This window comes from Sphingomonas hengshuiensis (assembly GCF_000935025.1).
Taxonomy (GTDB): Bacteria; Pseudomonadota; Alphaproteobacteria; order Sphingomonadales; family Sphingomonadaceae; genus Sphingomonas; species Sphingomonas hengshuiensis.
Map to the genome: position 1 here is coordinate 638,389 of NZ_CP010836.1, position 20,609 is coordinate 658,997.

The following is a 20,609-nucleotide window of genomic DNA, read 5'->3' on the forward strand; positions in this document are numbered from 1 at the left end:
ATTGCGTTCAGCCTTGCCTCTGCGCACGATTGGACTAGATCGCGCGCATGTCTAGCCAACCGCGCACGCTGTATGAGAAGATCTGGGCCGACCATGTCGTCGAGCGCCGGGACGATGGGACCTGCCTGATTTATATCGATCGGCACCTTGTCCATGAAGTCACCAGCCCGCAGGCCTTTGCCGGGCTCAAGGCTGCCGGGCGGCCGGTGCGGCGGACCGATCTTACGCTGGCGGTGCCCGATCATAACCTGCCGACCACGGCGCGAGTCGATGCGGCGGGCAATGCGTTGCCGATCGCCGATCCGGCCAGCGCGCAGCAGCTTTCGATGCTGCGTACCAACGTCGCCGAATTCGGCGTGCCCTATATCGACGCGCTCGATGCGCGGCAGGGGATCGTGCATGTCGTCGGGCCGGAACAGGGCTTCACGCTGCCGGGCACGACCCTGGTGTGCGGCGACAGCCATACTTCGGCGCATGGCGCGCTGGGGGCGCTGGCGTTCGGGATCGGGACGTCCGAAGTCGAGCATGTGCTGGCGACGCAGACTTTGTTGCTGGCGCAGGCCAAGACGATGGAGGTCCGCGTCGACGGTGTGCTGGGCTATGGCGTCAGCCCCAAGGACGTGGTGCTGGCGATCATCGGGCGGATCGGCGCCGCCGGTGGCACGGGACATGTCATCGAGTTCACCGGCGACGTCATTCGCGCCATGTCGATCGAGGGGCGGCTGACCGTTTCCAACATGTCGATCGAGGGCGGCGCGCGTTCGGGGCTGATCGCGCCCGATGAGAAGACCTTCGCCTATCTGAAGGGCCGCCCGATGGCGCCCGAGGGCGAGGCGTGGGAGCGTGCCGTCGCCTATTGGCGGACGCTGCCCAGCGATGCGGGGGCGGTGTACGACAAGGTCGTCACGCTCCACGCCGACGAGATTGCGCCGTCGCTCACCTGGGGCACCAGCCCCGAGGATGTCGTGCCGATCACCGGCGCGGTGCCCGACCCCGAGAGCTTCGCCGATCCGTCGAAGCGCGTCGCGGCGCAGAAGTCGCTCGATTATATGGGGCTGACCGCGGGGACGCCGATGCAGGATGTCGCCATCGAGCATGTCTTTATCGGTTCGTGTACCAATAGCCGGATCGAGGATCTGCGCGCCGCCGCCGCCGTCGCGCGCGGGCGCCATGTCGCGGATCGCGTGCGGCAGGCGCTGGTCGTGCCCGGATCGGGGCTGGTCAAGCGCCAGGCCGAGGCCGAGGGGCTCGACCGGGTCTTTATCGAGGCGGGGTTCGAATGGCGCGAGCCGGGCTGTTCGATGTGCCTCGCGATGAATCCCGATAAAGTACCGCCGGGCGAACGTTGTGCTTCAACTTCCAACAGAAATTTCGTAGGACGCCAGGGTCCGGGCGCCCGGACGCACCTCGTCTCACCCGCAATGGCGGCGGCGGCGGCGGTGACGGGGCGGCTGACCGACGTCAGGGATTTGATGGCGGCAGCGGACGCATGAGGGGAATTGCCCGTGAAGAGCGTATTGATCGCCTTGATCGCCGGAACCGTGCTGAGCGGATTGGCGGCAGCCTATGCCGTGGCGCAAAGCCCGACGACACCCACCAGCGGCGCTTCGGGCGCACGCTGAATTCTCGCCGTAGCCCGGCGGGGCTGCACGAGAGGAGTTGCTGAATGGAACCCGTCCGCCAGGTTTCGGGGCGCGCCTATCCGTGGGGCGCCAAGAATATCGATACCGACATCATCATCCCCGCGCACTGGCTGAAGACCACGACGCGCGAGGGGCTGGGCAAGGGCGCGTTCGAGAGCGTGCGCGCGCAGCCGGACAATGTGTTCGACGATTCCCGCTACAGCGGCGCGCCGGTGCTGGTCGCGGGCGATAATTTCGGGTGCGGCTCCAGTCGCGAGCATGCCGCATGGGCGCTCGCCGATCTGGGGATCAAGGCGGTGATCGCGCCGAGCTTTTCCGACATCTTCTCGGGCAATGCGTTCAAGAACGGCATCGTCACCGTGGTGCTGCCGCAGGATGCGATCGACCGGCTGGTCGAGGTCGCCCGCACCGACGAGATTACCGTCGACCTCGAGACGATGAGCGTCACCACGCCGTTCCAGGATCGCTTCGTCTTCGACATGGACCCGTTCCGCCGCGACTGCCTGATGCAGGGGCTGGACGAGATCGGGATGACGCTGGCAAAAGATACCGAGATTTCGAAATACGAATCCGGTGTCGCCGCTTCGCGCCCCTGGATCACGGTGGGAGCAGGGCATGAAGGCGTTGTTGTCGAAGGCACCGGGCGGACCTGAAACCCTAAGCCTGGACGAGCTGCCCGATCCGACACCCGGCAAAGGTCAGGTCGTCGTCGCGGTGAAGGCGTGCGCGATCAACTATCCCGACGTCCTGATCATCGAGGACAAATACCAGTTCAAGCCGCAGCGCCCCTTCGCCCCCGGCGGCGAGATTGCGGGGGTGGTCGAATCGGTGGGCGAGGGCGTCGAGGGCTGGGCAGTCGGCGACCGCGTGATTGCGGTGCCCGGCCATGGCGGGCTGGTCGGCAAGATCGCGCTGGGCGCGGGGCAGCTCTATCGCCTGCCCGAGGGGCGTAGTTTCGAGGACGGCGCGGCGCTCCTGCTGACCTATGCCACCACCATCCACGCGCTGCTCGACCGCGGGCATCTGCGCGAGGGGCAGACCTTGCTGGTGCTGGGTGCGGCGGGCGGCGTCGGGCTGGCGGCGATCGAACTGGGCAAGGCGTTTGGCGCGACGGTGGTGGCGGCGGTATCGTCCGAGGAAAAGGCCGAGGCCGCGCGCGCGGCGGGGGCGGATCGGACGATCGTCTATCCGCGCGCACCGTTCGACAAGGACCAGTCCAAGGCGCTGGCCGAGGCGTTCAAGGCGGCGGTCGGGCCGAAGGGCGCCGATGTGATCTATGACCCGGTCGGCGGCGACTATGCCGAGCCGGCACTGCGCGCGATCGCGTGGGAGGGACGGTATCTGGTCGTCGGCTTCCCGGCGGGCATCCCCCGGCTGCCGCTCAACCTGACCCTGCTCAAGAGTTGCGACGTGTGCGGCGTGTTCTGGGGCGCGTTTGCGGCGCGTGATCCGCACGCGAATCAGGCGCATGTCGAGCGGCTGTTCCGGCTGTGGGGCGAAGGGCGGATCGCGCCGCGGGTGACCGACGTCTTCGCACTCGCCGATGCGGGCCAGGCGATTGCCCGGCTGGGCGGACGCGAGTCGATCGGCAAGCTGGTGGTGCGCATCGCCGAATAGCGTCCGCGGTTGCCTTGGTCGGTTGCGCCTCCTATCTCGGCGCAGACGCTTTCCAAGGGGCTATACGATAATGACCACTTTCGACGATCGCGAACGCGGGTTCGAAGCGAAGTTCGCGCATGACGAGGACATCGCGTTCCGCATCGCCGCGCGCCGCAACAAGCTGCTCGGCCAATGGGCCGCGGCGAAGATGGCGCTGACCCCCGAAGAGACCGACGCCTATGCCAAGGCCGTGGTCCAGGCCGATTTCGAGGAAGCCGGCGACGAGGACGTCATCCGCAAGCTGATGGGCGACCTGTTGGCCGCGAACGTCGAGATCGACGAAGCGACGGTGCGCCAGGCGCTGGCCGAGCAGACCGTCGAGGCGCGCCGCCAGCTGATGGAATCGAAGTAACATGGCGATGGCCGCGTCCGAGATCGAAGAGCTGATCCGCGCGGGCATCCCCGATGCGCGTGTCGAGATCACCGACCTGGCCGGCGATGGCGACCACTATGCAGCGCGGGTAATCGCCCCCATGTTCAAGGGCATGCCGCGGGTGCGCCAGCACCAGGCGGTCTATGCGGCGCTCGGCGGGCGCATGGGCGGCGTGCTCCACGCGCTCCAGCTGACCACCGAAGCGCCTGTCGAGGAGTAGAAGACATGACCGACGAAGTGCAGGATCGCATCCAGGGGCTGGTCGACGCCAGCCCGGTGTTGTTGTTCATGAAGGGCAGCCCGCTGTTCCCGCAATGCGGCTTTTCGAGCCGCGCGATCGCCATCCTCAACCATCTCGGCGTCGAGTTCGACAGCGTCGACGTGCTCCAGGACCAGGGCGTCCGCCAGGGCATCAAGGCGTTCTCCGACTGGCCGACCATCCCCCAGCTATATGTGAAGGGCGAATTCGTCGGCGGATCGGACATCATGATGGAGATGTACGAAAGCGGCGAGCTCGCGCAGTTGCTCGCCGACAAGGGCGTAGCCGCCTCGGCGTGATGCCGTTGGGCGGGCCCGCGCTCTGGCCCGCCCTCCCTTGCCGGTTGCAAGGGAGAAACAGTTGACGGGGCGCCCCCGCGCACCGCAAAGCACGCCCATGAAACGCCGTACCGGACAAGACCGCAGCATCACCCGCCACTGGAAGCCCGCAACGCAGGCCGTCCGCGGGGGAACGATGCGTTCGGAATTCGGCGAGACGAGCGAGGCGATCTTCCTCACCTCGGGCTATGCCTATGACTGCGCGGGCGATGCCGCGGCGCGCTTTGCCGGCGAGCAGGAGGGGATGACCTATTCCCGGCTCCAGAACCCGACGGTCGCGATGCTCGAGGAGCGAATCGCGCTGCTGGAGGGTGCCGAGGCGTGTCGGACGATGGCCACCGGCATGGCCGCGATGACCGCGGCGTTGCTGTGCCAGCTTCAGCAGGGCGACCATGTCGTCGCCGGGCGTGCCGCGTTCGGATCGTGCCGCTGGCTGACCGACACGCTGCTTCCCAAATTCGGCATCGAGACGACGATCATCGACGCGCGCGACCCGCAGCAGTTCGAGGATGCGGCGAAGGCGAACACCAAGCTGTTCTTTTTCGAGACGCCGGCCAACCCGACGATGGACGTCGTCGACCTGGAGGCCGTGTGCGGGATTGCGCGGGCGCGTGGCATCCGCACGCTGGTCGACAATGCCTTTGCGACGCCCGCGCTCCAGCGCCCGCTCGATTTCGGCGCGGACATCGTCGCCTATTCGGCGACCAAGATGATGGACGGGCAAGGCCGCGTGCTGGCGGGGGCGGTGACGGGGAGCGAGGACTTCATCACCAACACGCTGCTGCCCTTTACGCGCAACACCGGGCCGACGCTGAGCGCGTTCAACGCCTGGGTGGTGCTGAAGGGGCTGGAGACGCTGGACCTGCGCATCACCCGTCAGAGCGAGAATGCGCTCAAGGTCGGGCGCTTCCTGGAAGGGCGGGTGCCGCGGATCAACTTCCCCGGGCTGCCGAGCCACAAGCAGCACAATCTGGCGATGCGCCAGATGGTCGCGGCCGGGCCGATCTTCTCGTTCGAAGTCGATGGCGGGCGCACACAGGCGCATGCGCTGCTCGACGCGCTCGAACTGGTCGACATATCGAACAATATCGGCGATTCGCGCTCGCTGATGACGCACCCCTCGTCGACCACGCATTCGGGCGTCGCCGAGGAAAAGCGCATCGAGATGGGCGTGACCGAGGGGATGTTGCGGCTCAATGTCGGGCTCGAAGACCCCGAGGACGTCATCGCAGACCTCGATCAGGCGTTGGGGCGCGCGGGGCTGTGATCATGAAGGCGCTCTTCAGCGAGGACGCGGAGACCCGCGGCATCGTCGTGCGCGTCTCTGCCTCCTATCTCCCCGAACAATCCGAGCCGCAGCGGGGGCGCTGGTTCTGGTCCTATCACATCCGGATCGAGAATAGCGGGCCGGTGACCGTGCAGCTGCTGACCCGCCACTGGGTCATCACCGACGGGCGCGGTGCGCGGCACACGGTGGAAGGCGAGGGCGTCGTCGGCGAGCAGCCGATGATCGATCCGGGCGGCAGCTTCGACTATGTATCGGGTTGCCCGCTGTCGACGCCGACCGGGCATATGCAGGGCAGCTATCACATGATCGGCGAGGACGGATCGGCGTTCGACGTGGCGATCCCCAAATTCGCACTGGTCGCGCCGGCGGTCACCGGATGAAGCGGACCCACCTGCCGCTCAACGGCCTGCGCGTGCTCGATGCAGCGGCGCGGCATTTGTCGTTCACGCGCGCCGCCGACGAACTGGCGGTGACGCCCGCCGCTGTGGGGCAGCAGATCCGCGCGCTGGAGGATACGCTGGGCGTCGTGCTGTTCCGCCGCACGACCAAGGGGCTGGAGCTGACGCCCGAGGCCGAGGCGGGGCTCGCGGCGCTGCGCGCGGGGTTCCTCCAGTTCGAGGAATCGGTGCGCGCGATGCAGGCCGGGCAATCGTCCAAGTCGCTGACGATCGCGGCGCCGCGCGACCTGACCGCCAAATGGCTGATGCCGCAGCTGGCCGAAATCGCGCGCGCCGATGGCGACCTGCGCTTCATCCTGATCCCGTCGGACGAGACGATCGACTTTACCGAGGCGAATCTGGACCTTGCGATCCGCTGGAGCGAAGGTCCGGGCGAGCATGAGGGCGAGGCGCTGGAGAGCGACGGCATGGTGACGATCGAGCGTCCGGGCGGCGGCATCGACACGCGGATCGGCTGGCCCGGCTGCCTCGCCGAGGATGCCGCGTCGCAGGTGCGGGTATCGGACGCCGGACTCGCGCTGGACGCCGCAGCCGAGGGGCTGGGCCGCGCGACGGTGCCCGAATTGCTGGCGCGCGCCGACATCGCTTCGGGCCGCGTCGTCGTGGTCGGCGCGCCCAAATCGTCGCGCTTCGGCTATTGGCTGGTCGCACCGCTGCCGCAATGGCGGCAGAAAAAGGTCCGTGCATTGGTAGACGCGCTGGCCGCCTGATGGCGCAGCGAGACACGCCCATGCTGGAAAGCCCCCGCCTTTTGCTCCGCCCGCGGACGCCCGACGACGCCGAGGCGCTGCACCCCAGCTTCGCCGACCATGACCTGATGACCTGGTGGTCGAGCGGGCCGCATGAATCGCTGGCGGAGACGCGGTCCGATTTCGCGCGCAGCGGCGGCGACTGGCGGGTGTGGGCGATCACGGTCAAGGGCGACGATACTGCGATCGGGTTCGTCGCGGCGGGCGAGAAGCGCCAGGGCAATGTGTCCGAGATCGGCTATATGCTCGCGCGGACGCATTGGGGCACCGGGATCGCGATCGAGGCGGTGGCGCGGGTGATCGAGCAAATCTTCGCCGAGGGCCAGCGCCGCGTGTTCGCCGATACCGATCCGGAAAATGTCCATTCGCGTAGGCTGCTCGAACGGCTGGGGTTCCGGCTGGAGGGCGTGCTGCGGCAGGAGTGGGAGACGCATATCGGGGTGCGCGACACGACGCTGTACGGGATGCTGCGCGACGAATGGCAATGGCCGCGCCCGATCTGAACGATCCGGCCCAGCGCGCCGCCTATGCCCGCGAGCTGGCGGGGGTTGCGCGCCGGATTCGGCTGGCGGGGGTGGTGCTGGCTGTGATCGGGGCCGTGCTGATGCTGCTCCAACGGCGCGGGTTCGATGCGGTGCCGCTATGGCTTGCGGCCAGTGTCATGGGCGCGGGCGCGATGCTGATGGTCACGGCGATCGCGGCGCGGAGGCGCTATCACCGGTTGCGGATGCAGGGGTAGCCCCGGCGTTCAGGGAGCGGCCAGTTCCGCCGCCTTGCCCACCAGCCCGGCGAAGCGGCCATTTTCCACCGGCTGGGTCGGATCGTTCCAGCTCGCCGACCAGACATACCAGTCGCCATTCTTGCCCTGGAGCAGCAGCGTCATCGCCATGACGCCGGGTTCCGAACCGCCCTTATAGCCCACGAACTGCCATTTCGACGCGACCAGCGCGGGCACGCCCGGGTTTTTCGACAGGATTGCGCGGGCGTCGGCGCCCTTGGGGCCTTCGGTGTTGCGGCGAATCCAGTCCATCACGCGGACAAGGTCGTTGGGCGATTCGAACCATTCGAGCGTGTCCGGCGACAAAGGCTGCTTCGATCGGAACAACGCATGGTCGATCGCACTCAGCGGGGTCGTCGCGACCTCGCCGTCCAGCATCGCGCGGCGGCCCGCCTCGCCCTGTGCGAGATAGCGGCGGCGCAGATCGGCAATGCCCTTGAGCTTGAAGACTTCGGCGGTGCCCATGAAGGGACGGTTGCGCGCCGGGTCCTTGATCCCGATCACCGGCATCATCGCTTCGACCTTCGCACGGCCCAGCGTCTTGAGCAGGATGTCGGTGGCGCTGTTGTCGCTGATCGAAATCATCTGCGTGGCGAGTTCGCGCAGCGAGACCTGCGTGCCGGCGGGCTTGCCATGATAGCCGCCGCCGGGGAGTTCCTTGCCGTCCAGCGTGACGATGTCGTCCCATTTGCGCTCGCCGGCATTGGTCGCGCGGATCAGCTCGGCGAGGATCACCAGCTTGAACTCCGACCCGATCGCGAACGGCGTGTCGGCATTGTGCTGCATCAACACCTGCGGCGCCGGACCGCCCAGCTTGGCAAGGACATAGCCCGAGCTGCCCCGCAGCCCGCGGAGCGTCGCGCCGACGGCATCGAGCGACGCTTCGCGCGCCGTGGCGCCGAGGACGCGCAGCCCGATGACCTTGTGCTCGCCCGCAGGATCGGCGGCGATCGCCATATCGACCAGCGCGTCGCGATATTCGACGGTGATCACGCCCGACCAGGGCGTCTTGGCGTCGAGACGCTGGAGGTCGGAGAACGGGCCGTTCGCCGAGGTCAGTTGGGCGTTGACTTCGTCGAACTTTGCCTTGGGAATCTGGGCGCGAAATTCGTCAGAGAAATATGCGTCATAGTCGCCCTTTCCCGACAATATGTCGGCGAGCGCATCGACGCGGGCGCGAAACTCGGGCGCGGCGGTGACCGGGGCCGGGGAGACCGCGGGCGGCGCGGCGGGCGGAGTCTGTGCGGCGGCGGGCGCCGCGAGGAGCAGGGCGGGAACGCAGAGCAGCAGGCGACGCATCGAAAATCCCTCCATTGTATTATTTGACTAATACACCGCGGGGGGAATTGCAATGAGGCGCCGGCGCGCCCGTCAGCTGTTTGCCTTGGGCGCCTTCGGCTTGGTGGGCGCCTTGGGCGTGGCGCGGCGGGTCTTGCGTGGCTTGGGCGTCGCGGGCACCGGCACCTCGGTCGCCTTCGGCGCAGGAGCGGGTTCTGCGGGCTTTGCCGCGCGCTTGGCCGCCTTGGGCTTGGGCGCGGCGGGGTCGGCGGGTTTGCGCACGCGCTTGGCCGGCGGCGGGGCTGCGACCTCGGCGGCCGGGGGCTCGGCTGGAGCGGGGGCCGGTTCCTCGGCCTTTGTCTCGGGCTTCAGCCGCGCGGCGAGCGCCACGAGCCCTGCCGCGAGCAGATCTGCAACGGCGGGGTGTTTGGCCAGATCGGTCAGCTTGGCCCGGATCGCCTTGGGCAGTTTGATCCCCGAGACGCTTTTCGGCAGCGCCGTCGGCTTCGTATCGCCGCGCGCAGTGTCGTCTTTTTTCTTTTTCGCCGCCATTACCGTTTTCCTTCAGTCGCCTGCGATACTCTCAGGGACCAAAGCGCCCAGAGTCAATGGGCACCATAAGCGCGTTCCTCGACGTCGAACACGATTTCGAACGATGTGGGGGGATGCGGCGCGCGTTGCGGCGCGCGGGGGCGGTCTGCGATCCTGGGCGCGGAGTCGCCAGGAGCGGTGCGACGAAACACCGCGCGATGCTGGTCCAAGTTGAAAGGCGCCATTGCCGTTACTCCTGTCAGCCCCGCCCAGTTCAACCCGGCAACTGCGCAAGTCGTTCCACCTGCGCGCCGGATTGAGTGTCCGACGCGCCGGATGCACCGGCGACGAGCGTGTCCAGAAAGGCGTGGAGGCGCGCGCTGTTTGCGGCCCAGGTAAAGGGCTCGACGGTCGCGCGGACGTCCGCTGCCGCGGGTGGCGCCGCGATCAGTTCGGCAAGGGCACCGGCAAAGGCTTCGGGAGAGCGCGCCACGATGCGACCCGCGGCTGCGCTGCGCACGACCTGACGCGCGCCACCGACATCGGGGATCACCACGGGCGTACCACTGGCCAGCGCTTCGAGCCAGGCATTGGCTAGTCCTTCGCGCTCGGACGCCAGCGCCATGACGTCCGCCGCGGCGAGCATCGCCGGAAGCTCGGCATGCGGTACCGAGCCGAGCAGCCGGACGCGATCGGCGAGGCCGGTGCGCGCGATGTGGCGTTCGAGCGGGGTGCGGTGCGGTCCTTCGCCCGCGATCCACAGCGTCGCGCCGGGAATGCGGGCGACGGCGTCGATCACAATCTCATGCCCTTTTAGCGGGATGAGCGCGCCCACCGAGAGGACCAGTGGCCCCGACACCCCGAGCGCTGCCTTTGCGGCGACGCGATCGCGGGGTTCGAAGCGGGCGAAGTCGACGCCGGTCACGATGCACTGGATGCGCTCCGCGGGCATACCGAGTGCGATCATGTCGTCGCGCATCGGTTCGGAGACGGAAAGCAGCCCGTCCGCCGCGCGGCCTGCCGCCACGATCTGCTTACGGATCGCGGGGCGCTTGCCCCAGCCATGGATGTCCGACCCGCGCGCCTTGATCGACACGGGCACCCCGAACCGCCGCCCGAGCGCGACCGCGGCGACGCCGTCGGGAAAGAAGAACTCCGCGTCGATGACGTCGAAGGGAAAGTCGTCGCGCATCCGCGCAAGCAGCGGCGCGACCGACGCGGCCAGCGCGGCGGCGTGGAAGCGGCCACCCGTCAGGGGGAGATTGGCGAAGCACGGGCGATGCACCTCGACCCCCTTCCACTGCTCGTGCCGGGGGCGCGCCGCCAAAGCGCGATAGCGGGGCAGGTGGCTAAGCGGCCAGGGCGGAATGCCGAGCGGGGCGACGACGCGGACGTCGACGCCCTCGCGACTGGCGAGTCCGAGCGTCTGGCGTTCGACGAAAATGCCGAAATTGGGACGCGACGAATCGGGGAAGAGCGTCGAGAGGACGAGCACGCGGAGCATGATCCGCCCTTAGCAGGGCCGGGTTAACGCTCCGCGTGCATCGACCACGCCGTTAGCGGCAGCGACGGTTGTTGTTGCTGCCGCTACGCTCGATCTCGCGACCGGCCAGCGCGCCGGCTACTGCGCCGAGCACGGTGCCGCCGGTGCGGTCACCGCGGGTGTCGATCGTCCGGCCGACCAGCGCGCCGCCGACGGCGCCGACGACGAGGCCGGTCGTGCCATCGGACTTGCGGCAATAGCGCTTGCCGTCGCGACCGCGCCATTCGCGATAGGCGTGGCGCTTGCCGCGGCGCTGCTGGTCGTACTTATATTCGTAGGACTTCGCCTCCGCCTTGGCGGTCGGAAACGCGATGGCGACCGGCGCGAGGAGCGATGCGGCGCCGAGGGCGAGCATGAAATTGCGCATGGGGTGTTCCTTCAATGACGTTTCTGTTGCTGCTGGATGCGTAACGTCTCTGGTTTAGACGGGGTTGCATGAACCCAAAACTACACGATGGTCAGCCTGTGTAAGGATTTGGGAGAACGGGTTTGGATACGCCGCAAAGGATCATCGAGACGCTGGGGCTGGCGCCGCACCCTGAGGGCGGCTGGTATCGCGAGACGTGGCGGGCAGCGCCGAGCGGCGGCGCCGGGCGGTCGGCGGGGACGGCGATCCACTTCCTGCTGGAGGGCGGGCAGCGATCGCACTGGCACCGCGTCGACGCCGAGGAATTGTGGCTGTGGCACGCGGGCAGCCCGGTGGAGGTGCAGATCGCCGAGAGCGGTGCGCATCCGGCGCGCATGACGCTGCTCGGCGGGGACGTGCTGCTGGGGCAGGCGCCGCAATGCCGGGTGCCCGCGCAACACTGGCAGGCGACCGAGGCGCGGCTGGGGTGGGCGCTGGTGAGTTGCGTGGTGGTGCCGGGGTTCGACTTTGCCGGGTTCACGCTGGCACCGCCCGAGTGGCAGCCGGGACCATGACCGGCGTCCTTGTCCCCGTTTTCCACGTTATCCACAGCCAGCGCGCGCGATTCGTCGCTTTGTGCGACTCGGGATCGGTGAGACCATCAGACCTGTAGGAAGGCGGTTCGGTAGCGGGAAACCAACCCCGGATCAACCTCCTGCACGGACCGATCGAGCGCAGGTGCCTCCGGGAAACCGCAATCGACCGGGACGGGATACGGAAGCGCGGGCGAGCATGATGCCGGAGCCGGTGTGCAAGCACTCTGCCGAGGCGTTGGAGCGGACCCGTCAGGGCGGGCCGAAGCCGATGCGGCGCGAAAGCGGCGCGGTGGGCGGAGGACAGCCCCAGGGACTGGCACGGGTTTCCAAGGCGACGCGCGAGCGAAGGCCCTGAACACCGCCGGACCGGGAACCGTATCGCAAGGCTCCACGGACTCAGGTCCGATGGGCGGGCCGCCGATGGCCGGACACGACGCTCTTTCCGGGAGCGCATCGCCCGGCCCGGCGACCGACGCAAAGCCCGCATGCCCTTGCCGGCGCGGGTGGCGCATGCCGCCGAAACCAGGTCCATCGGCCCGTCCGGGCACTGGGCTGAAGTCAGGCGACACGGGGGCTGGCAGCGATGCCGGCCCCCTTTTGCATTTTGCGCTCCCCATTCGCCGCGGTGCCGCTATCCCGTCGCCGAGGAGGATCGACGATGGGACGCTTGTTCGAGCGATTGGCGCAACTGGTGGCAGGATGGGCGGGGCGACCGCCGGCGTTCGGGATCGCCTTTGCCGTCATCATTGGCTGGGGCGTCAGCGGGCCGGTGTTCGGATGGTCCGACACCTGGCAGTTGGTGATCAACACCGGCACGACCATCGTGACCTTCCTGATGGTCTTCCTGATCCAGAACGCCCAGAATCGCGATGCTGCTGCGATCCAGGCCAAGCTCGACGAAGTCATCCGCGCGCTCGACAAGGGGCGCAACGAGTTCATCGGGATCGAGCATCTCGGCGAGCGCGAGCTGATCGCGATCCGCGACCGGCTGGAGCGCGAGTTCGGGCGCGACGATCCGAACCTGCATCTGGGCATTGGCCGGGTGATCGGGCGCCGCTGACGACGCCCGTCCCCTGCGTCAGGCCAGCGTCCAGTCGAGGCTGATCTCGGCCTTGAGCAGTTTCGACACCGGACAATTCGCCTCGGCGCCCTTGGCCAGCGCCTCGAACTGGTCCTCGGCGATGCCGGGGATCGTCGCGGTGAGCTTCAGGTCGGAGCGGGTGATGGTGAAGCCGCCTTCGCCGTCGGAGTCGAGCTTGACCGCGGCAATGGTCTCCAACGAGCCTTCGTTGAACCCGGCGCGGGCCAGCGCGAAGCTGAGCGCCATGGTGAAGCAGCCGGCATGCGCGGCGGCGATCAGTTCTTCGGGGTTGGTGCCCTTTTCCTCGCCGAAGCGGGTGTTGAAGCTGTACGGGGTTGCCTCCAGCACGCCGGACTGGCTGCTGATCTGGCCTTTGCCGTCCTTGCCGAAGCCCTGGTAGCGGGCGGTTGCGGTGCGCGTGGTCATGGCGGATCTCCGTGGTGGTCGGGCGAAATCTAGGCGCGGCGGAGCGCCCGGCAAGCTACACTCTGGTATGAGGGGCACCGGCGGCGGGAACTGTCCACCGCCGGCGCGTACCTCAGCGGCAGCGGACGTCCTGGTTGTTGCGATCGACCGACGCGCCGACCGCGGCACCCGCGGCGGTGCCGAGCAGCGTCCCGATCGTCTCCGACCCGCCCGGCGCGATGATGTTGCCGAGCACGCCGCCAGCGACGCCACCGACGATCAGCCCGGTCGTGCCGTCGTTGCGGCGGCAGTAAAAGCGGCCGTCCTGACCACGATAGACGCGGTCGTTACGGCTCAGCCGGCGCTCGCGGTAGCGGCGATCGTCGCGGTAATAGCGGTCGGCATAATAGCCGTTGTACGAGGGATCGGGGCGGTTCCAGTCATAGTTGCTATAGCCGCCGCCCATGCCGCCGCGGGGGCCGTACCCGTCGCCGGTGCAGCCCGCCAGCGTCGCGGCGCCGAGCAATCCCATCAGGATAGCGCGCATCATGTGTCTCCCAGTCGTTTCAGATGCAGTGGGAATGCGCGACGGGCGGGAAAGTTGCCCTCAATTGGGCGCCTGGGCCCCGGCAAGCGCGGGGCGGAAGGCGTCGCGTTCGGAGGCCGGGATCGACGCGGTCGGATCGGGACGGAAATCAGCCGGAGCGCGGTCGTCCGCGCTCGGGCGGGTATCGCCCATCAGGTCGGTGGGGACATGCTCGCCGCCACCGGGCGCACGGCGGGCGAGGCGGCGGAGCCCGAAGACTCCGGCGGCCAGCACCCCGGCGATGGCGCCGAGCGACAGCGTTCCCGCGGCGATCGCGCCGGCGCGGCTGGGTTCGGGCGCCTTGGCGCGGCGTTTTGAAGCGGGAGCGGTCTTTTTCGCCATGATCTCAATTCCTTCACACTGTGAGGCGATCAACGGGCGGCGGCGACGCGTGTTCCGGGAAAGAGAGGCTCGCCTCAGCCCAGCACTTCGAGCACGGCGGCTCGGGCGATGCGGGCAGCCGGGCCGGAGCGGCGCGGCGAAGAGCTGCGGCGCGAATGCGGCAGCGAAGGCGAGGGAAGCAACGGCCGCGACAGGCGGCGGGTAATCTGAGTTTCGGCTATATTATTGAAAAAATTCACGTAGTTTCCTGTTCCAATGGTTCAAGCACCGCGGCGGAAGACGATCCTTCGCGGGTGGCGCGGGCGCGTTCGGTACGCTCCTGGCGATCGGCCATCTGCGTCCAGGCATGCGCCGCGCGCAGATTGCGGTCGCGGACATTGTCCAGCGTCGCGGCATCGGCATCGGCCTGGGCCTTTTCGGCATGGCTACGATAGGAATTGACCAGATCAGCCATGGTAATCTCCCGCAGGTGGTAGAGCGGGCGGCGCGCCCGGTTTGGCGCGCGCCACCCGTGGTAACGAAACCGCGAGGCTTATTCGGCCTGGAGGTTGGTCGCTGCCATCTTGCCCTTCTTGTCGGCTTCGAGCTCGTAGCTGACGCGCTGATTCTGGTTCAGCGTGGCAAGCCCGGCGCGCTCGACGGCGGTGATGTGGACGAATGCGTCCTGGCCACCGTTATCGGGAGCGATGAAGCCATAGCCCTTGTCGGCGTTGAAGAACTTTACGGTTCCCTGGATAGTCATGCGGAGTTTCCTTCTTATGCGGGAGTCCGAACGCCGGGCTCCCTCGTGCTGCGAGGGCATAGAGAAGGAAAAAGGGCCGCAAAGCGCCAGAGACCGTCAATTTGCGACTGTAGCAGACCTTCATATGGACCCGCTGCCCCGGAATTACAAGCAGCTAGCCCGGACGCGCGGCGGGGCGTTCAGCGCGGGCGGTGGTCCGTGCCCAGCCCCGGCGTGATGAACAGCGCGGTCGCGACGGTGCCCGGCGGCACGTCCGCAGTGTGCCACGTCCCCGGCGGATTGATCGCATAGTCGCCCGGCGCCAGCGTCACCGTCTCGGTCGACCCATCGGCATGTTCCTGGTGCAGCGTCAGCGTGCCCGCGGTGCAAACCACCATCTCCGCGCCGTGCGGATGGACCTCCCACGATTCCCAGCTCTCCGAAAAGCTGTAGAGCGAGACGAGCCGCCCCTCGGCGCCGTCGCCGGCATGGCGCGCGGCATAATCGGCATACCATTGCATGCCGTCAAAGGCGGGTTCGACCAGCGCCGTGGCGCCGGTGCCGAGATGCGCGGGGTGGGTGAACAGGCTGGGCATGATGCGATCCTATGCCGGGGGGTGGGGCAATGCCAGCGGAGCGTGCGGCTCGCCGTCCGGGGCCGGGGCCGGCTGTGCCAGCGCGGCTTCCTCCGCGAACCAGGCGTCGCGCTCGACTGCCTCGACCGCGCGGCGCGCTTCGCGTTCGGCGCGGATCGGCGCCTCGACCATATCGCGCTCTTCGTCGGTCAGCTCGCGCGAATAGCCGTCCTCGCCATAGTCACCCTCTTCCTCGCCGTAGAAATCCTCGGGCGGGGGGAAATCGGTGCGCCAATGGTCGCGGACCATGTCCCACCACACCGGATCGCCATCGGGGTTTTCGAGATCGCTAAGTTTAGGAAGTTTAGGCTCTGGCGGGGTGGGATCGGCGGGCGGCGGGGCGAGCGCGACCAGCCCGGCGGCCTCGGCGCGCGCCCATTGCTCCGCGGTCCAATCGGCACGGGCGGCGGGATCGAGATCGGCGGTGGCGAGCGGCTCCGCCATATCGGTATGCGTGCGCAGCCAGCGATCGGCGCGGGCCAGCGCGCGGACGGGGGCGAGATCGTCGGCATCGGCGGGCACCGCCTCCGCCCCCAGCCGCGCGCCGAGGAAGAGGCCTGCGCGCGCCGGCCCGCCATCGCGCGCGATCACGTCGAGAAACTGGTCGAACTCACCCGCGACCAGCCGCGCGGCAGCATGCGTCGCCTCGCGCTGCGCGGTATCGGCCATGCGATCCATGCGGGCGAGCATCTTGAGCGCGAGATGATTGTCATATTTGCAATAGCTGGTGTCGCTGCCGTCGGGGTGGAAGCGGATCTCCTGGGTGCCGTGAAGCGCCCGGTCCATCAGCGTATCGGCCAGCACCTCGCGCGCGAGCAGCTGCGCCGCCTGCCACCCCAGCGCGAACCCCGCCCCGCGCGCAGCCCGGCGAAAGGCATAGGCGGATTGGACCGAGAGGCCGACGATCTGGCACGCATGGCTGACGCTGCTCCCCTCCGACAGCGCCTGGAGAAATGCGCGCTGGCGATCGGCGGTCCAGCCGTCGTGGCGCTGGGTGCGGGCGGGATCGGCGGAGTCTTCGGGCGGCAGAATCTGGGCGGGGAAGGTCATGGCGTCGGCATCCTTTCGCGTGAGGGAGCGGTGCGACTCGCCAGATATGCCGGAAGGGGGCTTGTAGGACAGTGGTTTTTGTTGCTGGTTTGTTCTTTTTTGCGGGGGTGAGGTTTTGGGGTATCAGGGGTAGGGTTGGCGGGCGTGGAGGACGCCCATCACCTCGATATAGTCCGCGACGCGGTAAATCAGGATGTAATTGGGGTGGACGACCGCTTCCCGCGTGCCGGGCACGCGACCGGGGCGATGGACATAGGGGTGATCGGGCAGGCGATCGGCGGTGTCGCGGATCAACGCGCTGAGACGCTGCGCGGCGCGCGGATTACGCGCTTCGATGAAGTCGACGATGTGTTCGAGATCCTCCAGCGCCTCCGGGTGCCAGAGCAGCGGCAGCATCAGCCGGCTTTGCGACGATCCAGGATCACCTGTACCCGCGCCATCGCTTCGTCGTGCGGGATGCCGGGAGCCTTGGAAGCCATGCGCGCTTCGATCTTCGCGCGAAACCATGCGTCATAGGCGTCGGCGGCTTCGGTCGATTCGAATTCGGACTCGATGGGCGAGAGCTTGGCCATGGGGGGAATATAGCGCGGATGGGGGGAGGGGAGAAGGGTGCGCGGAACCCGCGAGGGCCTCAAGCGGGTTGCGCCACCATATGATCGACGGCGCGCGCGGCATAAGCGAGGCAGGCGTTAACGTCTTCGCGGACCAGAGTGGGGAAGTCGGCGAGCAGTTCCTCGACGCTGACGCCGGAGGCGAGCGCATCCAGCACGTCGCTGACGCGCATCCGGGTGCCGGCGACGATCGGCCGGCCGCCGCAGACTTGGGGGTCGATTGTAATGCACGGGGGCATGTGTGGAGGATGCGTAGTGGAAGGCGATGCGTCAAGGTAGGTAAGTAGAGTGGCGATCACCCGAGTTAGGTAGCGTGTCCCCGAAATTCTCGTTTGGGAATTGACGATATAGACGCGGGTAGCCAAAGTCTCTTGAGATAAAGCGACAAGGCAGGGGCGAGAAAATTGGAACGCGAGCAAGAAGAGTTTGTATACTACTTCTCAGTTAGAAAGAATGCAGGGAAAGGCGACATTCGAATTTTTCGAGTAGCTGCTAGCCTTGACGAGGCTGAGAGCTTTGTGGAGCCAAGTGAAGATCAAGACGATCTTTTTCCAGAACAAGGTGTCAGCGAGGCAATAGACTACAAAGAAAACTTGGATGAACTTTCACCTTTTGCATCGATGTGCGAAAAAAAGATGGAGAAGTTTTACGGCGCGCTCGCTCCCTTTCACGACCTCGTACAGGTGGCGAACTTCGTCAGGCCGTTGATGGTGAATGCGGGAATGGAGTCCGGAGTTCTCACGAAGGTTCGGGAAAAAGGTCACTTGCTACGCCAGACGGAGGACCTGGAGACATATGGGCTAAACGCGCAGACCGCTAGTGAAATCCATCTAATAGTTGATAGATTGAAGCAAATAGACAGTGGTCTGTCTATCCTGCCGTCGTCAGTACTGCTTAGCCTCGTTGCAACGTTTGATTCAATGATTGGCGATGGTATCAAGGAGCTTCTGAAAGCAAGGCCCGACAAGATCACCAGCAGTGACAAAACCGTCACGTACCGGGAATTATTCAATATCGGAAGTCTCGACGATGCAAAAGATAAATTTATCAATGATGAGGTGGATAAGCTTCTTAGAGGAAGTCATGACGATCAAATTTTGTATGTAGAAAAATTGACGGATACAAAAATCAGAGATCATTATCCAAGGTGGGCGAATTTTATAGAGGTATTTGAAAGAAGAAATATTATAGCGCATGCTAACGGTAACTATTCTCAATTGTACATTGATAGGTGTCGTAGTGCAGGCTACCCATGCGATAAAGTTGTTGTAGGCGATAAGGCGAGTTTACGATCGAAGTATCTTCACAAGTCTATCGATACTCTCACAGAATTTGGCATTTTAATTTGGTTTGTTGCGTGGAGGAAGCTTGATACCAAGTCTGAGGCAACGGCCTTCAGTCGTCTGAACATGATAGCGTTTGGAGCGATCAAAGGCTTTCGCTATGAATTGGCTATTTGGCTGCTAGACTTCGCATTGCATCGACAGCCGCGTAATGCTGACGAAATTACTACCAGAATGATGGTGATTAACCTTGCGAATGCATATAAAAAGACAAAGAAGATAGATAAATGTAAGGAAGTGCTGAATGCGATGGATTGGACTGCTACATCCGATCTTTTCGCACTGGCTCTCGCGTCCTTGAATGATGATGCTGAAGAGGCTGCTAAGCTCGTTCTAAATTTGGCCAGAAGTGACAAGCTCCGAGCTGAAGATTTTAGAGACTGGCCAATATTTGATTGGATTCGTAGTGAAATCGTTGTGGCAAAGGCTTTCGAAGAAGGCTTCGGACATCCTCTCGTTGTCAATATAGAAGAAAGGGCTTCCCTCCCGGGAAGTGAAATTATTTCGGGCGATCAAAGATCAGAAGATGCAATGGGGGACGTGGGCGAAAGGACAGACAATGAGGAAGCGAGAAAAGTCGTACATTGACGTCACCCGCTGCTAGTTCGCTCGGCGCGCCGGCTACTCCGTCATGCCCCACCCCATCCTCTTACCTGAAGGAGAGGGGCCAGCGGCGGATCGCTCCGCCACCAACTTCGCCTTCTTGCGCGGCTTCAACACCGGTACCAGATGCCGCCCGGTATAGCTGCCCGGCGCCTTCGCCACCTATTCCGGCATGATCTCGCCGTCCTTCATGCCAATTCAACCCACCGCTGAAGCCGCAGCTTGAGCAACGCCACCAACTCCGGCTGCATATACTGATAGTCGTCCGGTATCCCGAGCACGGCCAGTTCCTTGCCCTTGAGCAGCCCGCCAAACTTTTGCTGGATGCGCTTCTGGTGCGTGCGCTCCATCGAGAGGATGACGTCGGCCCATTCGATCAGGTCGCCGGTCAACGGCTGCTCGGCATCGTTATTGGTGCCGGCCGAGGTCGCCTCGATGCCCTCTATCCCCTGGCAGATCGCCTCCGCCGTGGGGCTTCGGAGCAAGTTGCGCGAACAGACGAACAAAAGGCGGCGGGTGGCGCGCTCCTTTTCGCCTCCGACGTCACCCCGCTTTACCACTTCCCCCCAGCCGCCTCGATCGCCTCGAGTAGCGCGCGTTTGCTGGCGGTGCGGCGGTTGCCTTTGTTGCGGGGGAGGTCGAGGGGGGCGCCCAGGGCTTCGCGGCGGGCGGCAAGGCGGGTGGCGAGTTCGGCCATGTCGATCACCGGCGCTTCGGCCTCAGGGGCCGGGGTGGATGTCTTGGACGCCGAAGTCACCGCCGCTTTCCTCTCTGATACGCCGCTCAAGATAGGCGAGATCGGCGTCGGGGTGAAGGGCGAGCAGGATTTGCGCCTGTCCGATGCGATCCGGGGCGGTTCCGGAGGCGTATTGGCCCATGCGATCGGCGATCAGATCCTCGACTGCGATCACGCGGAAGAGTGCGGTTTCGCCGATGGGCTGGACGAGGCGGATATGCGCGGCATCGACATTGCCGTCCATCGGCACGTCGGCGACGATTTCAAAGCCGAGCTGGAGTTCGGGGTGAATCCAGCCCTTTAGAAACCGCCCGCGCCCGCTGGGGCGGACGAAGCCGAGGCGCTGCATCTCGTCTTCCAGCTCGGGCTGGACGGGGGTGCAAAGGTCGAAGTCGCCGGTGCTGACCGCGCTGGCCGACCAGAATTCCGCCGCCGCGCCGCCGACCAGCACCGGGCGGGGCAGGCCGCGCAGGTGCATCGCCTCGCTCACCCGGGCGAAGAGGCGGAGGGCGGCTTCGAATTCCGGGCGGTAGCCGGATGGTGTGTCGCTCTCCGTCATGCCCCTCTCCCCGACCAGTTCGAGGTGAATATCACCCCGTGATATTCAGGTCGTGCCGGTGGCACGACCGACCTCGAACTCCCCGCGAGCGGGGAGAG

31 protein-coding genes are annotated in these 20,609 nt (G+C 66.1%); 14 read left to right on the forward strand and 17 right to left on the reverse strand.

Features of this window, described 5'->3' with window-relative positions; all coding sequences use genetic code 11:
- Positions 1-47: 47 nt before the first annotated feature.
- The 11 genes from leuC to TS85_RS03065 all read left to right on the forward strand — a co-directional run bounded on the left by leuC (position 48) and on the right by TS85_RS03065 (position 7,506).
- Positions 48-1,493: a 3-isopropylmalate dehydratase large subunit gene (gene leuC / locus TS85_RS03015; protein ID WP_044330339.1), complete on the forward strand. Its 1,446-nt coding sequence runs from the start codon at positions 48-50 to the stop codon at positions 1,491-1,493.
- Between the two features lie 173 nt (positions 1,494-1,666).
- Entirely contained in the window at positions 1,667-2,296 is a 630-nt protein-coding gene (gene leuD, locus TS85_RS03020; protein WP_044330340.1) for a 3-isopropylmalate dehydratase small subunit, read from the forward strand.
- On the forward strand, positions 2,259-3,260 hold the full coding sequence (locus TS85_RS03025) for an NADPH:quinone oxidoreductase family protein (RefSeq protein WP_173426211.1): 1,002 nt from the start codon (positions 2,259-2,261) through the stop codon (positions 3,258-3,260). The genes leuD and TS85_RS03025 overlap by 38 nt, the downstream gene beginning before the upstream one ends.
- 70 nt (positions 3,261-3,330) lie before the next feature.
- On the forward strand, positions 3,331-3,654 hold the full coding sequence (locus tag TS85_RS03030; RefSeq protein WP_044330341.1) for a DUF1476 domain-containing protein: 324 nt from the start codon (positions 3,331-3,333) through the stop codon (positions 3,652-3,654).
- A 1-nt stretch (position 3,655) separates the two neighbouring features.
- Positions 3,656-3,895, forward strand: a complete 240-nt coding sequence (locus TS85_RS03035) for a BolA/IbaG family iron-sulfur metabolism protein (RefSeq protein ID WP_044330342.1) — start codon at positions 3,656-3,658, stop codon at positions 3,893-3,895.
- A 5-nt stretch (positions 3,896-3,900) separates the two neighbouring features.
- Entirely contained in the window at positions 3,901-4,233 is a 333-nt protein-coding gene (grxD, locus tag TS85_RS03040) for a Grx4 family monothiol glutaredoxin (protein WP_044330343.1), read from the forward strand.
- Positions 4,234-4,330: 97 nt separating this feature from the next.
- Positions 4,331-5,539 (forward strand): trans-sulfuration enzyme family protein, encoded by a 1,209-nt coding sequence (locus tag TS85_RS03045; protein ID WP_044330344.1) that lies wholly within the window; start codon positions 4,331-4,333, stop codon positions 5,537-5,539.
- A 2-nt stretch (positions 5,540-5,541) separates the two neighbouring features.
- Positions 5,542-5,940 (forward strand): Co2+/Mg2+ efflux protein ApaG, encoded by a 399-nt coding sequence (gene apaG / locus TS85_RS03050; protein WP_044335749.1) that lies wholly within the window; start codon positions 5,542-5,544, stop codon positions 5,938-5,940.
- The gene (locus TS85_RS03055) at positions 5,937-6,728 is read left to right on the forward strand and encodes a LysR family transcriptional regulator (RefSeq protein ID WP_044330345.1); all 792 of its coding nucleotides are present in this window, start codon (positions 5,937-5,939) and stop codon (positions 6,726-6,728) included. The genes apaG and TS85_RS03055 overlap by 4 nt, the downstream gene beginning before the upstream one ends.
- A 20-nt stretch (positions 6,729-6,748) precedes the next feature.
- The gene (locus tag TS85_RS03060) at positions 6,749-7,270 is read left to right on the forward strand and encodes a GNAT family N-acetyltransferase (RefSeq protein ID WP_227698645.1); all 522 of its coding nucleotides are present in this window, start codon (positions 6,749-6,751) and stop codon (positions 7,268-7,270) included.
- Positions 7,252-7,506, forward strand: coding sequence for a hypothetical protein (locus tag TS85_RS03065; protein ID WP_044330347.1), 255 nt, complete (start codon positions 7,252-7,254; stop codon positions 7,504-7,506). Before TS85_RS03060 ends, TS85_RS03065 begins: the two co-directional genes overlap by 19 nt.
- Positions 7,507-7,515: 9 nt before the next feature.
- On the opposite strand, the gene TS85_RS03070 is transcribed toward TS85_RS03065, so the two are convergent.
- From TS85_RS03070 to TS85_RS03085, 4 genes are all read right to left on the reverse strand, one after another.
- On the reverse strand, positions 7,516-8,844 hold the full coding sequence (locus TS85_RS03070; RefSeq protein ID WP_044335751.1) for a serine hydrolase: 1,329 nt from the start codon (positions 8,842-8,844) through the stop codon (positions 7,516-7,518).
- Between the two features lie 72 nt (positions 8,845-8,916).
- Complete coding sequence (locus TS85_RS03075; RefSeq protein ID WP_044330348.1) at positions 8,917-9,375, reverse strand: hypothetical protein; 459 nt, start codon at positions 9,373-9,375, stop codon at positions 8,917-8,919.
- A gap of 253 nt (positions 9,376-9,628) precedes the next feature.
- Complete coding sequence (locus TS85_RS03080; protein ID WP_044330349.1) at positions 9,629-10,858, reverse strand: glycosyltransferase; 1,230 nt, start codon at positions 10,856-10,858, stop codon at positions 9,629-9,631.
- Positions 10,859-10,910: 52 nt separating this feature from the next.
- Entirely contained in the window at positions 10,911-11,264 is a 354-nt protein-coding gene (locus TS85_RS03085) for a glycine zipper 2TM domain-containing protein (RefSeq protein WP_044330350.1), read from the reverse strand.
- Positions 11,265-11,386: 122 nt separating this feature from the next.
- On the opposite strand from TS85_RS03085, the gene TS85_RS03090 reads away from it, so the two are divergent.
- Complete coding sequence (locus tag TS85_RS03090; protein ID WP_044330351.1) at positions 11,387-11,818, forward strand: cupin domain-containing protein; 432 nt, start codon at positions 11,387-11,389, stop codon at positions 11,816-11,818.
- Positions 11,819-12,497: 679 nt separating this feature from the next.
- Positions 12,498-12,899: a low affinity iron permease family protein gene (locus tag TS85_RS03095; RefSeq protein WP_044330352.1), complete on the forward strand. Its 402-nt coding sequence runs from the start codon at positions 12,498-12,500 to the stop codon at positions 12,897-12,899.
- 18 nt (positions 12,900-12,917) lie between these two features.
- Here the strand turns inward: TS85_RS03095 and TS85_RS03100 are convergent, their stop codons facing one another.
- The 10 genes from TS85_RS03100 to TS85_RS03145 form a co-directional block, all read right to left on the reverse strand.
- On the reverse strand, positions 12,918-13,346 hold the full coding sequence (locus tag TS85_RS03100; RefSeq protein ID WP_044330353.1) for an OsmC family protein: 429 nt from the start codon (positions 13,344-13,346) through the stop codon (positions 12,918-12,920).
- Between the two features lie 112 nt (positions 13,347-13,458).
- Positions 13,459-13,872: a glycine zipper 2TM domain-containing protein gene (locus TS85_RS03105; protein WP_077228790.1), complete on the reverse strand. Its 414-nt coding sequence runs from the start codon at positions 13,870-13,872 to the stop codon at positions 13,459-13,461.
- Positions 13,873-13,932: 60 nt separating this feature from the next.
- On the reverse strand, positions 13,933-14,253 hold the full coding sequence (locus TS85_RS03110; RefSeq protein ID WP_044330354.1) for a hypothetical protein: 321 nt from the start codon (positions 14,251-14,253) through the stop codon (positions 13,933-13,935).
- 235 nt (positions 14,254-14,488) lie between these two features.
- On the reverse strand, positions 14,489-14,707 hold the full coding sequence (locus TS85_RS03115; protein ID WP_044330355.1) for a hypothetical protein: 219 nt from the start codon (positions 14,705-14,707) through the stop codon (positions 14,489-14,491).
- 78 nt (positions 14,708-14,785) lie between these two features.
- Complete coding sequence (locus TS85_RS03120; protein ID WP_044330356.1) at positions 14,786-14,995, reverse strand: cold-shock protein; 210 nt, start codon at positions 14,993-14,995, stop codon at positions 14,786-14,788.
- A 179-nt stretch (positions 14,996-15,174) separates the two neighbouring features.
- Positions 15,175-15,570 (reverse strand): cupin domain-containing protein, encoded by a 396-nt coding sequence (locus TS85_RS03125; RefSeq protein ID WP_044330357.1) that lies wholly within the window; start codon positions 15,568-15,570, stop codon positions 15,175-15,177.
- 9 nt (positions 15,571-15,579) lie between these two features.
- Positions 15,580-16,659, reverse strand: a complete 1,080-nt coding sequence (locus TS85_RS23920; protein ID WP_052507699.1) for a hypothetical protein — start codon at positions 16,657-16,659, stop codon at positions 15,580-15,582.
- A 123-nt stretch (positions 16,660-16,782) separates the two neighbouring features.
- Positions 16,783-17,055: a type II toxin-antitoxin system RelE/ParE family toxin gene (locus TS85_RS03135; protein ID WP_173426212.1), complete on the reverse strand. Its 273-nt coding sequence runs from the start codon at positions 17,053-17,055 to the stop codon at positions 16,783-16,785.
- Positions 17,055-17,231 carry a type II toxin-antitoxin system RelB family antitoxin gene (gene relB / locus TS85_RS03140; protein ID WP_044330358.1) on the reverse strand — a complete coding sequence of 59 codons (177 nt, stop codon included), beginning with the start codon at positions 17,229-17,231 and terminating at the stop codon, positions 17,055-17,057. Before relB ends, TS85_RS03135 begins: the two co-directional genes overlap by 1 nt.
- A gap of 59 nt (positions 17,232-17,290) precedes the next feature.
- Positions 17,291-17,509 carry a DUF433 domain-containing protein gene (locus TS85_RS03145; protein WP_044330359.1) on the reverse strand — a complete coding sequence of 73 codons (219 nt, stop codon included), beginning with the start codon at positions 17,507-17,509 and terminating at the stop codon, positions 17,291-17,293.
- A gap of 165 nt (positions 17,510-17,674) precedes the next feature.
- Here TS85_RS03145 and TS85_RS25175 point away from each other — a divergent pair, with 165 nt between their 5' ends.
- A complete protein-coding gene (locus tag TS85_RS25175; protein ID WP_155006279.1) occupies positions 17,675-19,201 on the forward strand; it encodes a hypothetical protein in 1,527 nt (508 codons plus the stop codon).
- Positions 19,202-19,404: 203 nt separating this feature from the next.
- On the opposite strand, the gene TS85_RS03150 is transcribed toward TS85_RS25175, so the two are convergent.
- The 3 genes from TS85_RS03150 to TS85_RS03155 all read right to left on the reverse strand — a co-directional run bounded on the left by TS85_RS03150 (position 19,405) and on the right by TS85_RS03155 (position 20,511).
- On the reverse strand, positions 19,405-19,701 hold the full coding sequence (locus tag TS85_RS03150; protein WP_227698646.1) for a low molecular weight protein tyrosine phosphatase family protein: 297 nt from the start codon (positions 19,699-19,701) through the stop codon (positions 19,405-19,407).
- Between the two features lie 68 nt (positions 19,702-19,769).
- Complete coding sequence (locus TS85_RS25180; RefSeq protein WP_162184668.1) at positions 19,770-19,922, reverse strand: hypothetical protein; 153 nt, start codon at positions 19,920-19,922, stop codon at positions 19,770-19,772.
- Positions 19,923-19,935: 13 nt separating this feature from the next.
- A complete protein-coding gene (locus TS85_RS03155; RefSeq protein WP_044330363.1) occupies positions 19,936-20,511 on the reverse strand; it encodes a hypothetical protein in 576 nt (191 codons plus the stop codon).
- Positions 20,512-20,609 lie beyond the last annotated feature (98 nt).

What these genes read in the sequence shown, in the direction of transcription:
- leuC (WP_044330339.1), top strand. Translation starts at nt 48, where the DNA reads ATGTCTAGCCAACCGCGCACGCTGTATGAGAAGATCTGGGCCGACCAT.
- leuD (WP_044330340.1), top strand. Translation starts at nt 1,667, where the DNA reads ATGGAACCCGTCCGCCAGGTTTCGGGGCGCGCCTATCCGTGGGGCGCC.
- TS85_RS03025 (WP_173426211.1), top strand. Translation starts at nt 2,259, where the DNA reads ATGAAGGCGTTGTTGTCGAAGGCACCGGGCGGACCTGAAACCCTAAGC.
- TS85_RS03030 (WP_044330341.1), top strand. Translation starts at nt 3,331, where the DNA reads ATGACCACTTTCGACGATCGCGAACGCGGGTTCGAAGCGAAGTTCGCG.
- TS85_RS03035 (WP_044330342.1), top strand. Translation starts at nt 3,656, where the DNA reads ATGGCGATGGCCGCGTCCGAGATCGAAGAGCTGATCCGCGCGGGCATC.
- grxD (WP_044330343.1), top strand. Translation starts at nt 3,901, where the DNA reads ATGACCGACGAAGTGCAGGATCGCATCCAGGGGCTGGTCGACGCCAGC.
- TS85_RS03045 (WP_044330344.1), top strand. Translation starts at nt 4,331, where the DNA reads ATGAAACGCCGTACCGGACAAGACCGCAGCATCACCCGCCACTGGAAG.
- apaG (WP_044335749.1), top strand. Translation starts at nt 5,542, where the DNA reads ATGAAGGCGCTCTTCAGCGAGGACGCGGAGACCCGCGGCATCGTCGTG.
- TS85_RS03055 (WP_044330345.1), top strand. Translation starts at nt 5,937, where the DNA reads ATGAAGCGGACCCACCTGCCGCTCAACGGCCTGCGCGTGCTCGATGCA.
- TS85_RS03060 (WP_227698645.1), top strand. Translation starts at nt 6,749, where the DNA reads ATGCTGGAAAGCCCCCGCCTTTTGCTCCGCCCGCGGACGCCCGACGAC.
- TS85_RS03065 (WP_044330347.1), top strand. Translation starts at nt 7,252, where the DNA reads ATGGCCGCGCCCGATCTGAACGATCCGGCCCAGCGCGCCGCCTATGCC.
- TS85_RS03070 (WP_044335751.1), bottom strand. Translation starts at nt 8,844, where the DNA reads ATGCGTCGCCTGCTGCTCTGCGTTCCCGCCCTGCTCCTCGCGGCGCCC.
- TS85_RS03075 (WP_044330348.1), bottom strand. Translation starts at nt 9,375, where the DNA reads ATGGCGGCGAAAAAGAAAAAAGACGACACTGCGCGCGGCGATACGAAG.
- TS85_RS03080 (WP_044330349.1), bottom strand. Translation starts at nt 10,858, where the DNA reads ATGCTCCGCGTGCTCGTCCTCTCGACGCTCTTCCCCGATTCGTCGCGT.
- TS85_RS03085 (WP_044330350.1), bottom strand. Translation starts at nt 11,264, where the DNA reads ATGCGCAATTTCATGCTCGCCCTCGGCGCCGCATCGCTCCTCGCGCCG.
- TS85_RS03095 (WP_044330352.1), top strand. Translation starts at nt 12,498, where the DNA reads ATGGGACGCTTGTTCGAGCGATTGGCGCAACTGGTGGCAGGATGGGCG.
- TS85_RS03100 (WP_044330353.1), bottom strand. Translation starts at nt 13,346, where the DNA reads ATGACCACGCGCACCGCAACCGCCCGCTACCAGGGCTTCGGCAAGGAC.
- TS85_RS03105 (WP_077228790.1), bottom strand. Translation starts at nt 13,872, where the DNA reads ATGCGCGCTATCCTGATGGGATTGCTCGGCGCCGCGACGCTGGCGGGC.
- TS85_RS03110 (WP_044330354.1), bottom strand. Translation starts at nt 14,253, where the DNA reads ATGGCGAAAAAGACCGCTCCCGCTTCAAAACGCCGCGCCAAGGCGCCC.
- TS85_RS03115 (WP_044330355.1), bottom strand. Translation starts at nt 14,707, where the DNA reads ATGGCTGATCTGGTCAATTCCTATCGTAGCCATGCCGAAAAGGCCCAG.
- TS85_RS03120 (WP_044330356.1), bottom strand. Translation starts at nt 14,995, where the DNA reads ATGACTATCCAGGGAACCGTAAAGTTCTTCAACGCCGACAAGGGCTAT.
- TS85_RS03125 (WP_044330357.1), bottom strand. Translation starts at nt 15,570, where the DNA reads ATGCCCAGCCTGTTCACCCACCCCGCGCATCTCGGCACCGGCGCCACG.
- TS85_RS23920 (WP_052507699.1), bottom strand. Translation starts at nt 16,659, where the DNA reads ATGACCTTCCCCGCCCAGATTCTGCCGCCCGAAGACTCCGCCGATCCC.
- TS85_RS03135 (WP_173426212.1), bottom strand. Translation starts at nt 17,055, where the DNA reads ATGCTGCCGCTGCTCTGGCACCCGGAGGCGCTGGAGGATCTCGAACAC.
- relB (WP_044330358.1), bottom strand. Translation starts at nt 17,231, where the DNA reads ATGGCCAAGCTCTCGCCCATCGAGTCCGAATTCGAATCGACCGAAGCC.
- TS85_RS03145 (WP_044330359.1), bottom strand. Translation starts at nt 17,509, where the DNA reads ATGCCCCCGTGCATTACAATCGACCCCCAAGTCTGCGGCGGCCGGCCG.
- TS85_RS03155 (WP_044330363.1), bottom strand. Translation starts at nt 20,511, where the DNA reads ATGACGGAGAGCGACACACCATCCGGCTACCGCCCGGAATTCGAAGCC.